The organism is Thermotoga sp. 38H-to, from assembly GCF_011057665.1.
GTDB lineage: Bacteria > Thermotogota > Thermotogae > Thermotogales > Thermotogaceae > Thermotoga.
This window is the reverse complement of sequence record NZ_LNFZ01000001.1, coordinates 184,530-199,514: the sequence shown is the minus strand read 5'-3', so window position 1 is coordinate 199,514 and position 14,985 is coordinate 184,530. Positions and strand designations below refer to the sequence as shown.

Below are 14,985 nucleotides of genomic sequence, written 5' to 3'. Positions count from 1 at the left end.
TCTTTTGTATTTTCACTCCAGTTTCACGTATTCTCTGTTCGCCTCCAGTATCTCTTCGAGAAGGTCTTTTGCGTCCTCCACATCGGGTCCGAGGGGATGGGAGAGCAAAGCCTTCAGGGCGAGTTTTTTCGATCTCTTCAGATACGCTTCTATTGTGAGTCGTTCGTACATCTTCACCGCGTGGATGAAGGAAAGAGCAAAGTGATCTCCTTTCCCCTGCGAGAGCGTGTGGACCCTACCGGATCTCACATAACACGGAATCTCGAGAACGTAATCATCCGGGAGGTTTTCGATCGAGCCGTTGTTCCTCGTGTTCACTATGTGTATCTTCCCTTCATCGGTTTCGAGGTCTCTTATCAGGTGAGCCGCCGCAGTGGAATACATACTGCCGCCGCGCTTTGTGAGTTCTTCCGGTATCTCGGTAGCGGTTCTGTACTTCTCGAAGAGTTCTTTCTCTATCTTCATCACTTCCCTTGCTCTGAGCTCGTGCGAGGAGATCTTTTTGAACATCTTTTTCTCCATCAAATAATATCTCAGGTAAGGATTCACGATGATCCTCACCGAGTCGTAAAACCACGCCGGGAAATCTTCGTCTGGTATGTTGGAGAGCTTCAGCTTCAGGTTCTCGAAAACCTTTTCCGTCACGTCTTCACCTTTTACGAAGACCTTCTCTATGAAGCTCAGATGGTTGAGGCCGTAGTACTTCAGGAACACGTCTTCGAGCCTTGCTGAGAACATCTCTGCGATCTCCCGGATGAAGTTTATGGGAACGTTGCAGAGACCTATGAATTTTTCGTATTCGAGGTAGTTTCTCACGAACTCCGTAATGTGGCCGGATGGATTGGTGAAGTTTATGATGGTCGCGTTCGATGTTTTTCTCACGGTATCAACGTACTCTTCAATTACGGGAAACGCCCTCAAAGCCGCTGAAAATCCCCCAACCCCTGTTGTCTCCTGACCTATGAGACCATGCTTCAGAGGAATGCCTTCGTCGTTTTCCCTGCCCTTGAGTCCGCCCGGTCTGAATTGAAAGATCACGTACTTCGCGTCCACGACAGCACCTTCGAAGGTGTCGCTGATGAGCACCTTGAACCTGTCTTTGACGAGTCTCTTCACAAAATCAACGACGACTTTCTGCTTTTCTTCATCGACGTCGTAGAAGATCACCTCATCAATACGAACATCCTCGGAGATGTCGAGGAGTCCCTTCACCAGCTCCGGGGTGTAGCTGCTTCCCCCACCTATCACCGCAATTCTCATTTCTTCACCTCCCTGAGGTAGTTCCTCACCAGTCTGTTGTAAAGGTCCTCTGTTACTCTCAGTCCCACCCGTTCCATTGCAAACAACACGGCACCGATCACAGGGTCGTGCTCCGGTATGACGATTTCGTACTCTCTACCAATTGCGCTCTCTATCATGTTTATCAGAAGTGAAGGAGCGTTCTTGAAGAAGCTTCCCTCCAGGATCAGTTTGATGGGAGGTGTGAAGTTCAGTGCCTTTCTATGCGCGTCGATGATTTTTTTCACTTCAACCACGATCTCATCGAAAATTCTGAGAGAAACCGCATCACCTTTTTCGGCACACCTGAACAGTGCCTGATTCACCTTTTTGACCAACTCCGCTGTGTATCCTCCTTCGTAGTCGTATCTCAAAAGGTTCTCCACCGGGCCGATCTCTTTTTCCACCTCTTCAACGAGTGTCGTCCAGTCGTCTCTGCCGTCCTTTGCCCTCATCACAGCGGAGGTTACAAGAGAAGCGGTGTAGTGCGAGCCGAGTCTCTCACCTAGCGAAAAAGAAAGGCCTCCTATTCTGTTCACTCTTCTGCCGTCCGAAGCGTAGGAGATGCTACCTGTTCCACAGCTCACCATGATGCCGATGTCGTTGAAAACCCCAGATCTCAGGGCTATCCTTCCGTCGTTGTCGAAGTCGAATTTTTCAAGACCGAGATTTTCCAGAATCTCTCTCACGATCTTCATCTCGTAGTCGAAGTCCGCTCCCGCGTATCCAAAGAAGGCAAAATCGATCTCTTCTCTGGTCTTTCCAGCCCTGTTCAGGATGCCTTCGATCACATCTTTGAGATTCCTGACAGCACTTTCTTTTCCAACGACCTGATAGTTTGCTCCTCTTCCTCTGTGAACGGCCAGGACGTTTCCCTGATCGTCGCTGAGAACGGCCAGTGTTTTCGTTCCCCCCACATCTACTCCGAGAAAGAGCAATCTCTTCACCTCCCCATCATAGTATAATCGTTTCGGGGTGGAAAACATGAGAAAAATCATTCTCGTTCTGCTCGTGATTGTCTCCGTTCAGATGAAGGGAGACGTCTTTGTGAGTTTCTCCTACGATTTTTCACGAGGAGAAACCGTGTCGTCTGTGGGCATGGACACTGGAGAGTATACAACGGGTGTGGAACTCTGGGATTTTTCCTCCCTCTGTTTTTTCATCGGTGCTGTGAGGAATCTGGATCTGGGGGATTTCATGTTCACCTTTGAGACAAGGGTGGGCTTTTCTTCGAAGCCTTATCTTGCTGTCGTTAACTTATTCTGGAAAAAGTATGAAGGAATGAAATGGGGCTTCGGTTATTCGATAACATTGAAGGACTCGAGCATCAGATTTCCTCTGTTCATAAGACTGGGGTGGTGAAGAGTGGATTATCTCGAATCACTCGATTTTCCAAAAGTCGTGGAGATAATAAAGAAATATGCACTCTCTGACCTGGGAAGAAAACATCTGGACACTCTCAGACCGACGGTGAACCCGTGGGACGAGCTCGAACTCGTGGAGGAGCTTCTGAACTACTTTGTCAGGTGGGGAGAGCCCCCCATAAAAGGATTGGACGACATCTCTCAGGAAGTGGAGAAGGTGAAGTCCGGATCCTCTCTGGAACCGTGGGATCTTCTCCGTGTTTCTGTGTTTCTCGAAGGCTGTGACATTCTGAAAAAAGACTTTGAAAAACGTGAATACATCAGGCTCAAAGAGACCTTCTCCAGGCTCAGCTCCTTCAGGGAATTCGTAGAAGAGGTGAATAGGTGCATAGAACAGGATGGAGAGATCTCGGACCGTGCGAGTCCCAGATTAAGAGAGATCAGAACGGAAAAGAAGCGTCTTTCCAGTGAGATAAAGAGAAAGGCCGATGATTTCGTCAGGATGCACTCCCAGATCCTTCAAGAACAGATGTACGTTTACAGGGATGGAAGATATCTCTTCCCTGTGAAGGCTTCCATGAAGAACGCGGTGAGGGGGATCGTTCACCATCTTTCCTCTTCCGGTGCCACCGTTTTTCTGGAACCCGACGAGTTCGTCGAACTGAACAACAAGGTGCGTCTTTTAGAAGAGGAGGAAAGGCTGGAGATCAGTAGGATCCTGAGACAGCTGACGAACATGCTCCTTTCCAGGCTCAGTGACCTTGAGAGGAACGTGGAACTCATAGCGCGTTTCGACTCTCTCTACGCGAGGGTGAAGTTTGCAAGAGAGTTCAACGGAACCGTTGTGAAACCTTCCTCGCGGATAAGGCTTGTCAACGCAAGACACCCGTTGATACCAAAAGAAAGAGTGGTTCCAATAAATCTTGAACTTCCACCGAACAAAAGAGGTTTCATCATAACGGGTCCAAACATGGGCGGAAAGACTGTGACTGTGAAAACCGTTGGTCTTTTCACCGCACTCATGATGAGTGGCTTCCCTCTCCCCTGCGATGAGGGCACAGAGCTGAAGGTCTTTCCAAAGATCATGGCGGACATCGGCGAGGAGCAGAGCATAGAACAGAGCCTCAGCACTTTCTCGTCACACATGAAGAAGATTGTGGAGATCGTGAAGAACGCCGACAGTGATTCACTGGTCATCCTCGATGAGCTGGGTTCAGGGACGGACCCGGTAGAAGGAGCCGCCCTCGCTATCGCGATAATAGAGAATCTTCTGGAAAAAGGGGCGACGATCTTTGCGACCACACACCTCACACCTGTGAAGGTCTTCGCCATGAACCATCCCCTGCTTTTGAACGCTTCCATGGAGTTCGATCCGGAAACCCTTTCACCAACTTACAGGGTCCTGGTGGGGGTTCCCGGAGGTTCTCACGCTTTCCAGATAGCAGAAAAATTAGGACTCGACAAACGTATAATCGAAAACGCCAGGTTGAGACTCTCTCAGGAGGAGATGGAACTCGAGGGGCTCATAAGGTCTCTCCACGAGAAGATCTCGCTTCTCGAAGAGGAGAAGAGAAAACTCCAGAAAGAACGCGAAGAGTACTTGAAACTGAGGGAGAAGTATGAAGAAGACTATAAAAAACTGAGAAGAATGAAGATAGAAGAGTTCGACAGGGAATTGAAGGAGCTCAACGATTACATCAGAAAGGTCAAAAAAGAACTCGATCAGGCGATACACGTGGCAAAAACTGGCAGCGTTGATGAGATGAGAGAAGCGGTGAAGACGATAGAGAAGGAGAAGAAAGATCTGGAGCGAAAGAGAATCGAAGAAGCGCCTGAAGAAGAAATAAAACCTGGAGATCACGTGAGAATGGAAGGCGGAACCTCTGTGGGAAAGGTCGTTGAGGTGAAAAGTGACACCGCCCTTGTTGATTTCGGTTTCCTCAGATTGAAGGTGCCCGTGTCGAAACTGAGAAAAGCAAAAAAAGAAGAGAAGGAAGAATCTTCAGCGTTCTCCTACAGGCTTTCAACCTTCAGAACGGAGATAGACATAAGGGGAATGACTGTTGAAGAGGCGGAACCGGTTGTGAAGAAGTTCATCGATGACCTGGTGATGAGCGGCATCAGCAAGGGATACATAATACATGGAAAAGGCACCGGAAAGCTCGCATCCGGAGTGTGGGAGATGCTGAGAAAGGACAAAAGAGTGGTTTCTTTCAGATTCGGAACACCTTCTGAGGGGGGAACGGGTGTCACGGTTGTGGAGGTGAAAGTGTGATCTTCGCTCTCGATGTGGGCACCAGAAAGATAGCGGGTTTGATCGTCGTTGAGGAGAAAGGCACAATCAGAATCGTGGATTCTGAACTGATAGAGCACAAAACACGCACAATGTTCGACGGTCAGGTTCACGACGTGCTCGGAGTGGCGGAAACGGTGAAGGAGGTGAAAGAAAGACTCGAGTCGAGAAACGAAATCGAACTGAAAGAGGTGGCTGTGGCCCTTGCGGGAAGGTTTCTGAAAACTCAAACAGGAGAGGCGGAGCTGGATCTTTCCAAGGCTGGACACATCACCCGCGAAGACGTGATGAAGCTTGAAATAGAAGCGGTGACAAAGGCGCAGGAAAACGTGGAAGAGGACTTCTTCTGTGTGGGATACTCCGTCGTCGAGTACAGGCTCGACGGAATGTGGATGAAAAAGCTTGAGGGGCACAGAGGCGGAAAGGCTTACGTTAAGGTGGTCTCCGCTTTCCTTCCCGTTCACGTTGTAGATTCCCTGATGAGGGTTCTGGAGACTGTAGGGCTCACACCGGTTCATGTGACGCTGGAGCCGATAGCGGCAATGGATCTGGCCGTCCCAGAGGATCTCAGGTATCTGAACATAGCTCTCGTCGATGTAGGTGCGGGAACGAGCGATATAGCCATCTCGAAGGAAGGAACGGTGGTGGCCTATGGAATGATCCCCATGGCGGGTGACGAGATAACGGAAGCTATAGGGAAGAAATTTCTGCTCGACTTCCAGACAGCGGAGCACGTGAAGAGAGCCGTTTTTTCAGAAGGAAGAGTGAAGGTGAAGAACATACTGGACAGAGAAATCGAATTGAACGCTCAGGAGGTCTCCGAAGCGATAAAGCCGGTTATGGATCAGATCACAACGGAGATTTCAACAGTCGCGACAGAGCTGAACGGTGGAGCCCCGTCTGTCGTGATGGTGGTCGGCGGCGGTGCGAAGGTACCTGGTTTTGTGGAAAGTCTTGCCAGGAAGATGGATCTTCCTCTCGACAGAGTATCTCTGAAGAGTGTAGAAAGCACCGGTCTTGTTGAGGATCTCACCGGAAAGGTCAAAGGAAGCGAGTACATCACTCCTGTGGGAATCGCTTACAGCGCCATGAGAAACAGGGGATCTGTGTTTTCTCAAGTTTTCGTGAACAGAGTTCCTGTGAAGCTCATGGGAGGAGTGGGCAGGTACTCGGTCATGCAGGTGCTCATACAGGCGGGATACAGGTTCTCCTCGCTCGTGGGTGGAGAGATGATTTCCTTTGAGTTGAACGGAAAGACTCTCTTGAGGCCAAAGAGAAAGACCTCTGTGAAGATTTTCGTGAACGGCGAGGAAGCGAATCTCTCCTCCAGAGTGAAGCACGGTGACAGGATAGATATTCAAACCGAGGAGGAGAAAATTCCACTGAGAATAAAAGATCTTGTGAAACCTGTGAAAGTGAAACTCCCTGATGGAAGAGTGGAGGAGATCTTCCCGGAGATCATGAAGAACGGAACCCCAGTACCACACGATACGGTCGTAGAAGAAGGAGATGTGATAAGCTTTCCGGAAAAGATAAAGATCTCCGAGATAAAGTCGAAGATCTCTTACGGAAAGACAAAGGTCATCGTGAACGGTGAAGAAAAAAGGGTCACCCTCGTGAATTTTGATCTCCTCAAAGGGGGAGTTCCTCTGAAAGACAATGAAGAAATTTCGCTCGGAAAAGAGATCGACCTCGTTGAAAAGGGAAAGAAAACTCTTGAAGAAGCGCTCGAAGTTCCCCACATCACTGTCTCATTCAACGGTGAATTGAAGAAAATTCCTTTGAAAATCCTCCACAGAATAGACGAAGAAAAAGTGGAGCTGAAAGACTTCAAACCCATGGTGATAGACCTTCTCAAGGATCTGAAACTGGACGGACTCAAGGACTACGAACTTCTCAAAAACGGAAGGAGAACCATGTTCACTGAACTGCTCGAGGATGGGGACGTGATCGATTTCAAAATAAAAAAGTGAGGGGGCCAGCCCCCTCAGATAATAGCCTTCTCCGTTTCTTTATCGAAGGCGTGCATTCTCGTCATGTCGAGTACCAGATCGATTCTTTGTTCTTCTTTTGCCTGTGTTCTTGGGTTAACGGATGCCACAATCATGTCGTCTCCAACTTTCACATGGAGAATCGTTTCACTTCCGAGAGGTTCGACCACATCCACAACACCCGTGATCGTGTTCTCTGAAGTTGGTGCCAGTGCGAATAGTTTGTCGTAGATGTCTTCAGGCCTGATACCGAAGATGATCTCCTTGTCGATGTAGTTTGCGAGTTTATCTTCGAATTCCTTCGGTACTTTTACTTTGAAGCCGGATGCCTGTATCCAAAGACCTCCTTCTCCTCTCACGACTTTCGCGTTAACGAAGTTCATTGGAGGGCTTCCGATGAAGCCGGCAACGAAAACGTTTGCTGGAGAGTTGTATATTTCGTGTGGGGTTCCTATCTGCTGAATCTCTCCATCCTTCATAACAACAATCTTGTCTGCCATTGTCATTGCTTCCACTTGGTCGTGTGTCACATAGATAATCGTTGCCTGGAGCCTGTGATGGAGTTTTTTAAGCTCGCTTCTCATCTGAACTCTCAACTTTGCATCAAGGTTGGAGAGAGGTTCGTCGAAGAGAAAGACTTTCGGGTTTCTCACAATCGCCCTTCCAACGGCAACCCTTTGCCTCTGACCACCGGAGAGCTGTCTTGGTTTTCTATCGAGCAGGTTCTCAATTCCGAGTATTTTTGCGGCTTCTCTGACCCTTCTGTCGATTTCGTCTTTGGGGTATTTTCTCAGTTTCAAACCGAAAGCCATGTTCTCGTAGACGGTCATGTGCGGATACAAAGCATAGTTCTGAAACACCATGGCGATGTCTCTGTCTTTCGGTTCTACGTCGTTCACGACCTTGCCATCGATGTAGATTTTTCCCTCGGTGATTTCTTCAAGCCCGGCGATCATTCTGAGCGTGGTCGTCTTCCCACAACCGGATGGTCCAAGAAGAACCACAAACTCCTTGTCCTCGACGACCAGGTTCGCGTTCTTCACGGCGACGACCTTGTTGTCGTAGATCTTGGTAACGTTTTCAAGCACAACCTGAGCCATCCTCACACCTCCTGAGAATCGTTGAATTCGAAGTATTTCTTGAGTTCAAGGTACTTCTCCACATTGCCAACGTCCAAAAGGTAGGTGTCCAGTATCTCTTCAAGAAACTCCATCAATTTCCTGTACTTCTCGTAATCGATCACCACAACAGCCGGAATTCCGTTCTTTGTCACGACCACATCTTTTCCCTTTGTTTCTTCAACGACCTGTGAGAACTTTGCCTTCGCTTCTGCCAGACTGTAGAAAGATACACCGCTTAGATTCATCTTCTCACTCCCTGACCAAAATTATAGTCAAGCTTACAAAAAATTACAAGCGCCGTTTTAGATGAAAAAACGGGGATATCCAAGATTATCCCCGTTTATGAAGAAATATGCTTAAAATTTTAAAATTTCACGTTGAAGTAGAACCTGCCCGTGTTGAAAACGAAGGTTAGATCGGTGTTTCCCTTTCTGACACGCCCCATGAAACCGAAAGCAACCTCATCTCTAGAGGCTGCAACGAGGAGTTTCAGGTCGACTCCGTTGGTAGGCTTGAAGTTGAAACCCGCTCCACCGGACAGTTTCCAGTTGAGACCACCTACACCCAGAAAGACCACGTTGTCTGGATCCGATACACCAAAAAGAAAGGTGTTGTTCAGAACTCTGTAGGCAAGGGAGGTGCTTCCCATGGAAATGTGGCCACTACTAAACATGACGGTGTTTTCGGACATGTACGAGAAGTTGTCAAGAGAGAGCCTGTAACCACCGATTTTCATGTTGTAGTTCTGTTCAAGAAGTGCGTATCCACCAAACCTTCCTATGAAGAATTCGTAGTGGAGGCTACCGGGAAATGGAACGAGGTCTCTCTGGTCGATGAAGAAAGAGACGTTCCAGGTGTTTCCGAAGGAAATGCCAGCTTTCAGTAGTACCTCCGAGGTTTTTATTTTCAAAAAGCCGAGCTTCTGAAAGTTTGCCTCACTCTTGGTGACGGACATCCCAACACCCCATCCGTCCTCGAAAGCCTCGAAAAAGAGCGTATCTCCGAATCTGACATAGTATCCACTGGAAGTCCAAATGAAGGAGGCAGAAAACACAACTTCTCCCACGATCAGAAGGAAAAGAAGCAGAAGGTACTTTTTCAAAATATCACTTCCCTTCCAGGAGTTTCTGAACGATCCTGTTGGTGAGTTCCGGATTTGCCTTTCCTTTTGTCTCTCTCATAACAAAGCCAACAAAGAAGCCAATCGCTTTCTTCTTGCCCGCTTTGTAGTCCTCAACCGCCTTTGGATTCTGTTCCATCGCCTTTTTCACCAGCTCTTCGATGAGTTTTTCGTCGTTGATCTGAACCAAACCCTTTTCCTCTACGATCTGAGAAGGCATCTTTCCTGTTTCGAAGACCTCCGGGAATATCTCCTTTGCGATCTTTATGGAAATCTTTCCTTCATCCATCAGTTTGAAAAGATCAGCGAAGTGCTGTGGGGTCAGTTTTGACTCGGTGATTTCGATGTTTCTTTCGTTGAGTTCTCTCAGAACTTCCGTCATGATCCAGTTACTGAGATCTTTCGGTCTGTTCACCACCTTCACACACTCTTCGAAGAACTCGGCGAGTTCTTTACTCGAGGTGAGCACTTTCGCGTCGTACTCCGGAAGATCGTACTCTCTCATGAAGCGCTCTGCCTTCTCGTCTGGAAGCTCTGGGAGTTCGTTTTTCACCTCTTCAAGATACTCGTCAGAGAGAACAACGGGTGGTATGTCTGGCTCCGGAAAGTACCTGTAATCGCTCTCTTCTTCCTTTCCCCTCATAGAGACAGTGGTCTTCGTTGCCATGTCCCAACCTCTAGTCTCTCTTTCCACGTCTTCTCCTCTCTCCATCGCTTTCACGATTCGCTCGAACTCGTACTCTAAAGCCCTCTCGACGAACCTGAAGGAGTTCATGTTCTTCACTTCCACCCTGTTGCTCTGTCTTCCCGTTTCTGTGTCAACAACGGAGATATTCGCGTCGCACCTGAGCGCTCCCTTCTCCATGTCTCCCGTGCTCACACCGAGGTACCTCACGATGGATCTCAGCTTCTCCATGAAAACACGAGCCTCTCTCGGGGAGGAAATATCGGGTTCTGTGACGATCTCGATGAGAGGAACACCGCATCTGTTCATGTCGACCAAAGAGTAGCTCGCGCGGGTGATGGAATCCCCTTCGTGAACGAGCTTCCCGGCGTCTTCCTCGAGGTGGAGCCTTCTGATTCTGACTTTCTTTTTCCCTTCGTCTCCGTCTATCTCTAGGAAACCCTCCGTTGCGATCGGGTAGAAGTACTGGCTGATCTGATATCCCTTGGGAAGGTCCGGGTAGAAGTAGTTCTTTCTGTCGAATCTGGAGTACTTGTGAACCTTGCAGTTCAACGCGAGAGCGGTCTTTACAGCGAACCTGATCATCTCTTCACTGGGAACGGGAAGTGCTCCTGGCTGACCTGTACAGACGGGACAGATCGCCGTGTTCGGAGGAAGTTCAAAAACATCCGCCGGACAGGAGCAGAACGCTTTGGTCTTCGTTGAAAGCTGAACGTGTATCTCAAGACCTATGACGGGTCTGTATCTCATGCTTCCACCTCCGGGAGCGGGAACATGCCGTTTTCGTTGTAGGGGGAGTTCTTCTCTATGGCCCTCGCTATTCTGAAAACCTTACCATCTGCGAACCTTTTTCCGATTACCTGAACTCCCACGGGAAGGTTGTTTGAGAACCCAAACGGCACACTGATTGCCGGAAGTCCGGCAAGATTCGCCGGTATGGTGAATATGTCCATCAGGTAGTAAGTGAGCGGGTCTTTTATCTCTCCGATTTTGAACGCAGTAACAGGAGAGGTGGGAGTGAGAATGGCATCATACTGAGAAAGAACCTCATTCAGCTCATCGGAGATCTTTCTTCTCACTTTCATTGCTTTGTTGAAGTAGGCCTCGTAATAGGCGGCACTAAGCGTGAAGGTTCCTATCATGATCCTTCTTCTGACTTCTTCACCGAACCCGACGTTTCTGGTCTTCATGTACATCTCTTTTAAACCTTTCTCCTTTACCCTGAGACCGTACTTGACACCGTCGAATCTGGCAAGGTTGGAGCTTGCTTCTGCGGGAGCGATAACGTAATAGATGGCAACGGAATATTTCATGTGCGGGATGCTGGCCTTTTCTACCTTCGCACCAAGCTTTTCAAGAAGTTTGAGGGACTCTTCAAACCTCTCTGCCACACCGTCTTCCATCTTGTGCTCGTAGATCTCCTTCGGAACGGCGAACCTCATACCTGCGACGCCGTTTTCGATCTCCGAGAGGAAATTCACTTTTCTGTCCATCGTAGTGGTGTCGTTTTTGTCTTTTCCGGAGATGATTTCCATGAGAATGGCAGCGTCTCTCACCGTCTTCGTGATGGGACCGATCTGATCAAGAGAGCTTGCAAATGCTACAAGGCCGTATCTGGAGACGAGTCCGTAGGTGGGCTTGTACCCGACCACGCCACAGAGCGACGCAGGTTGTCTCACAGAACCCCCTGTGTCGCTTCCAAGAGCTGCAACGACCATTCCTGAAGCGACTGCAGCGGCAGAACCTCCACTGCTTCCACCGGGAACCCGCTCGAGATCCCAGGGGTTTCTCGTGGGGAAAAACGCGGATCTTTCGGTGCTGGATCCCATCGCGAACTCGTCGAGGTTCGCTTTTCCAACGATGACAAAACCCGCTTCTTTCAGTTTTTTCACAACGGTGGCATCGAAGACGGATTCGTAGTTCTCGAGGATTTTAGAAGCGCAAGTCGTCCTCATTCCAAGGGTCAGGATGTTGTCCTTGATGGCGATGGGAATTCCCCAGAATTTTCCCTTCTTCTCAACGGAAACATTCTCTTTTACAGAGATGAACGCCTTCACGTATGGATCGAGTCTTTTGATGGTTCCCAGGGAAAGTTGTAGGAGTTTCTCCCTTTCTTCGTCGGGGAGTTTCAGGCACTCTTCTATTGTGAGTCTTCTGAAATCCAAATTGATCACCTCCTCTCGTGGATTATAGCAAAAGTATGTTATAATCCGTGACAAGAAAGGTCTCAAATTTGTTCTTCTTTGAATTTAACTGTTTTCTTCTATCTTTAGTAAGTAATATTTCACCTTTATGATATTGACATTCTATATTACCAAGGTGTATAATACAAAATATGAAAATCTATATTTAACAAATTTTAACTAAGGAGGTGGATTTTATGAAGAAAAGAGCGGGTTTCACATTGATTGAGCTTCTGATCGTCATGGCTATCATCGCAGCTCTGATGGCAGTGTTGGTTCCAACGGCAACGGGTGCGATGAGGAAGGCAAGGGCGACGAGAATAGCGGTGCAGTTGAGGAGTTTGGAGCAAGGACTGGAACAATATCTTATGGCAACACTACCAGCGTCAAGTGATGTTAATGGAAAAGATATTAATTACTGGAGAAACAAGCTACAAGGAAAAGGTTTTGTTGATGATGATCTTTTAGATGATCCTAATCTGAAAACGCTTACTACTAGTGCCACCAATAACGACACTCAAATTGAAATCACAATTAAGTATGATACAAAAGACCAAAGCATAGCAGAACTCGTAGTAGGAAGTCTAAGAGAAACATACGGAAATGGAGTATCTCAAGATAATCAAAACGTTAATATCACGAAAATCATCGATGCTTTCTGGTGGTAATCTCATCTCCAAAAACAAAAAGCCCCCGTCTGGGGGCTTTAAATTTTTTTGAGCGCCTGATCCAGGTCTTCCACAAGTTTTTCTGGATCTCCAAGGCCCACGTGGATTCTTATCAGGTTCACGTCCTCTTTCGGACAGTTTCCGTAGGCCACTCTTGGAACAACAAGGTTCTCATGACTTCCCCAGCTCACCGCTATTCTGAAGACCTTCAAACTCTCAACGAACTCCTTCACCTTCTCTACACTCTTCGTTTTCAGTCGAAAACTCATCAGACCAGATCCACCGCTCATCTGTGACGAGGCAAGTTCGTACTGAGGCGACTTTGGATTCATCGGGTAGTTCACCTCGAGGACTTTTGGGTGATCCATGAGGAAGTCAGATACTACGAGGGCGTTTTCATAGTGCTTTTTCATGCGGATCTCCAGTGTTCTGAGTCCTCTCAAAATGAGCCATGACTCTATTGGAGAAAGAACGGGCCCGATGTTTTTGAATTCCTCCTGGAAAATGCCAATCATGTCTTCTCTGTCTCCGATGATCACTCCTGCCATCACATCTCCATGGCCTGAGATGTACTTCGTTGCAGAGTGAACCACAATGTCCACTCCGAGTGTCTTTGGGTTCTGAAAGATAGGAGAAGCCCATGTGTTGTCTATTATGGTTTTTATTCCAAGTTCTTTTGCTGCCTTCGTAACTTTTCTGATGTCGATGACCCTCATTCTCATGCTTGTGGGGCTTTCGAGGTAGATAAGTTTTGTTTTTTTCGTGATCGCTTTGAGAATCCTGTCTGCGTCTGGGGGAACGAAGCTGACCTGAATGCCGAATTTTCTGGAAAGATACCTGAAGAACCTCTTTGTCCAAGAGTACGCCTCGTCTACGCACACCACGTGGTCTTCCGAGTTCAGAAAATGAAGGATGGAAAGGGAGATAGCACTCATTCCGGATGAGACAAGGCGAGCATCCTCACACTTTTCCAGAGTGGCAAGTTTTTTCTCAACCAGCCTCGTCGTTGGATTGCTTCCCCTGTTGTATACATACTCGTAGTCTCCGTTTCTTAGAGCCCTCGACATCTCGTCGAAACTTTCAAAATAAAAATTCGTGGTCTCGAAGATGGGAAAAGTCAGTGCTTTGAAAGGAACATCTTCTTCCCCATATGAGAACAGGATGTCATCTATGTTCATGAGAAAGCCTCCTAGTGAGATTGTGTACCACATCATATTTTACCTTATGTTCAGACTGTTTCAAAGACCCTTTTTCTATTACCCCAGTCTCTTCCAGGTTTTCTTCCAAGGTGTTCTATCATTTTCATAACACAGGGGATGCAGGCGGTGTCTTTTTCGAAGACACAGATCTTTCCGGGGTAAAGCTGGTAGAGTTGCCGGTATGGTGATGGGGTCCAGTTGGGCATGATGACGTTTGCACCACATCTGAGAGTGATTTCTCTTCCTCCTGGAACGATCGTTCCCATGGCGGTAGTTGCTGGAATGTTTGAGTCTGGAAGAAGGATTCTTGTGAGTGCCACCATCTTCAATGTGAGGATGAAGTCTCCCTTCTTTTCGTTCGCAAGTGGTGTATCTGGATGAGGTATGAATGGTCCTATTCCCACCATGTCGAAATCGTATTTCTTCAAAAACAGAAGATCATCGACCAGATCGTCTATCGTCTGTCCAGGAAGACCCACCATGGAGCCCGCTCCTGTCTCGTATCCGAGTTCTTTCAGCGTGAGAAGACAATTCAGTCTGTTTTCGAGCGATGTGTCCGGTCTCAGTTTTCTGTGAAGAACGGGATTCGCCGTCTCGTGCCTCAGGAGGTACCTGTCCGCTCCTGCCTCTTTCCACCTTTTGTAGTACTCTTTTGGCCACTCTCCAAGACTCAGAGTGACTGCAACTCCTATCTTTTTTATCTCTTTCACAATATCCGAGATCACATCCGGCACGTAATAGGGGTCTTCCCCAGATTGAAGAACGATCGTTTTTGCTCCGAACTGGACGGCGAGTCTTGCCCGCTCGATGATCTCCTCTGGAGTCATGCGGTACCTTTTCAAATTCTTGTTGCCGCGTCTGAGACCGCAATAAAGACAGTTCTTCCTGCACACGTTCGAGAACTCTATGATGGCCCTGATGTGAACCTCGTCTCCGACGTATTTCTTTCTCACCTCGTCGGCGAGTTTGAAGAGCGCATCGTTGAACTCCTTGTCGTTTCTGGAGAGTGCCTCCTTCAAAACTTCTCTTGTGAACTCTCTTTTTTCGAGTCTTTCCAGAATTTCCTGTCCTGTCATGGTTTCA

Annotated in this window: 13 protein-coding genes; 4 read left to right on the top strand and 9 right to left on the bottom strand. The window is 47.9% G+C overall.

All coding sequences use genetic code 11. The annotated features are described in order from the left end of the window. Positions 1-12: 12 nt before the first annotated feature. Positions 13-1,260, bottom strand: a complete 1,248-nt coding sequence (gene bglT / locus AS158_RS00955) for a 6-phospho-beta-glucosidase BglT (protein WP_165304361.1) — start codon at positions 1,258-1,260, stop codon at positions 13-15. Continuing rightward, entirely contained in the window at positions 1,257-2,216 is a 960-nt protein-coding gene (locus tag AS158_RS00950) for an N-acetylglucosamine kinase (RefSeq protein ID WP_165304360.1), read from the bottom strand. The genes bglT and AS158_RS00950 overlap by 4 nt, the downstream gene beginning before the upstream one ends. Before the next feature lie 46 nt (positions 2,217-2,262). Here AS158_RS00950 and AS158_RS00945 point away from each other — a divergent pair, with 46 nt between their 5' ends. The 3 genes from AS158_RS00945 to AS158_RS00935 are packed head-to-tail and all read left to right on the top strand — an operon-like array spanning position 2,263 to position 6,908. Continuing rightward, positions 2,263-2,640: a hypothetical protein gene (locus AS158_RS00945; RefSeq protein ID WP_165304359.1), complete on the top strand. Its 378-nt coding sequence runs from the start codon at positions 2,263-2,265 to the stop codon at positions 2,638-2,640. A 3-nt stretch (positions 2,641-2,643) separates the two neighbouring features. Then, a complete protein-coding gene (mutS2, locus tag AS158_RS00940) occupies positions 2,644-4,917 on the top strand; it encodes an endonuclease MutS2 (RefSeq protein WP_165304358.1) in 2,274 nt (757 codons plus the stop codon). Continuing rightward, positions 4,914-6,908: a cell division protein FtsA gene (locus AS158_RS00935; RefSeq protein WP_165304357.1), complete on the top strand. Its 1,995-nt coding sequence runs from the start codon at positions 4,914-4,916 to the stop codon at positions 6,906-6,908. Before mutS2 ends, AS158_RS00935 begins: the two co-directional genes overlap by 4 nt. 14 nt (positions 6,909-6,922) lie before the next feature. On the opposite strand, the gene ugpC is transcribed toward AS158_RS00935, so the two are convergent. The 5 genes from ugpC to gatA form a co-directional block, all read right to left on the bottom strand. Then, positions 6,923-8,026 carry a sn-glycerol-3-phosphate ABC transporter ATP-binding protein UgpC gene (gene ugpC / locus AS158_RS00930; protein WP_165304356.1) on the bottom strand — a complete coding sequence of 368 codons (1,104 nt, stop codon included), beginning with the start codon at positions 8,024-8,026 and terminating at the stop codon, positions 6,923-6,925. Positions 8,027-8,028: 2 nt separating this feature from the next. Further along, entirely contained in the window at positions 8,029-8,292 is a 264-nt protein-coding gene (locus tag AS158_RS00925) for a type II toxin-antitoxin system Phd/YefM family antitoxin (RefSeq protein WP_165304355.1), read from the bottom strand. A gap of 119 nt (positions 8,293-8,411) precedes the next feature. Continuing rightward, a complete protein-coding gene (locus tag AS158_RS00920; protein ID WP_165304354.1) occupies positions 8,412-9,149 on the bottom strand; it encodes a hypothetical protein in 738 nt (245 codons plus the stop codon). 4 nt (positions 9,150-9,153) lie between these two features. Then, positions 9,154-10,602, bottom strand: coding sequence for an Asp-tRNA(Asn)/Glu-tRNA(Gln) amidotransferase subunit GatB (gatB, locus tag AS158_RS00915; protein WP_165304353.1), 1,449 nt, complete (start codon positions 10,600-10,602; stop codon positions 9,154-9,156). Continuing rightward, positions 10,599-12,017 carry an Asp-tRNA(Asn)/Glu-tRNA(Gln) amidotransferase subunit GatA gene (gene gatA, locus AS158_RS00910; protein ID WP_165304352.1) on the bottom strand — a complete coding sequence of 473 codons (1,419 nt, stop codon included), beginning with the start codon at positions 12,015-12,017 and terminating at the stop codon, positions 10,599-10,601. The genes gatB and gatA overlap by 4 nt, the downstream gene beginning before the upstream one ends. A gap of 215 nt (positions 12,018-12,232) precedes the next feature. On the opposite strand from gatA, the gene AS158_RS00905 reads away from it, so the two are divergent. After that, entirely contained in the window at positions 12,233-12,703 is a 471-nt protein-coding gene (locus AS158_RS00905) for a type II secretion system protein (protein ID WP_165304351.1), read from the top strand. A gap of 38 nt (positions 12,704-12,741) precedes the next feature. On the opposite strand, the gene aar is transcribed toward AS158_RS00905, so the two are convergent. After that, positions 12,742-13,881: a bifunctional L-alanine/L-glutamate racemase gene (aar, locus tag AS158_RS00900; protein WP_165304350.1), complete on the bottom strand. Its 1,140-nt coding sequence runs from the start codon at positions 13,879-13,881 to the stop codon at positions 12,742-12,744. Positions 13,882-13,931: 50 nt separating this feature from the next. Further along, positions 13,932-14,978, bottom strand: coding sequence for a [FeFe] hydrogenase H-cluster radical SAM maturase HydE (hydE, locus tag AS158_RS00895; protein ID WP_165304349.1), 1,047 nt, complete (start codon positions 14,976-14,978; stop codon positions 13,932-13,934). Between the last annotated feature and the right edge of the window lie 7 nt (positions 14,979-14,985).

Coding starts and splice junctions, on each gene's coding strand:
- bglT (WP_165304361.1), bottom strand. CDS start 1,260: ATGAGAATTGCGGTGATAGGTGGGGGAAGCAGCTACACCCCGGAGCTG.
- AS158_RS00945 (WP_165304359.1), top strand. CDS start 2,263: ATGAGAAAAATCATTCTCGTTCTGCTCGTGATTGTCTCCGTTCAGATG.
- ugpC (WP_165304356.1), bottom strand. CDS start 8,026: ATGGCTCAGGTTGTGCTTGAAAACGTTACCAAGATCTACGACAACAAG.
- AS158_RS00925 (WP_165304355.1), bottom strand. CDS start 8,292: ATGAATCTAAGCGGTGTATCTTTCTACAGTCTGGCAGAAGCGAAGGCA.
- gatB (WP_165304353.1), bottom strand. CDS start 10,602: ATGAGATACAGACCCGTCATAGGTCTTGAGATACACGTTCAGCTTTCA.
- AS158_RS00905 (WP_165304351.1), top strand. CDS start 12,233: ATGAAGAAAAGAGCGGGTTTCACATTGATTGAGCTTCTGATCGTCATG.
- aar (WP_165304350.1), bottom strand. CDS start 13,881: ATGAACATAGATGACATCCTGTTCTCATATGGGGAAGAAGATGTTCCT.
- hydE (WP_165304349.1), bottom strand. CDS start 14,978: ATGACAGGACAGGAAATTCTGGAAAGACTCGAAAAAAGAGAGTTCACA.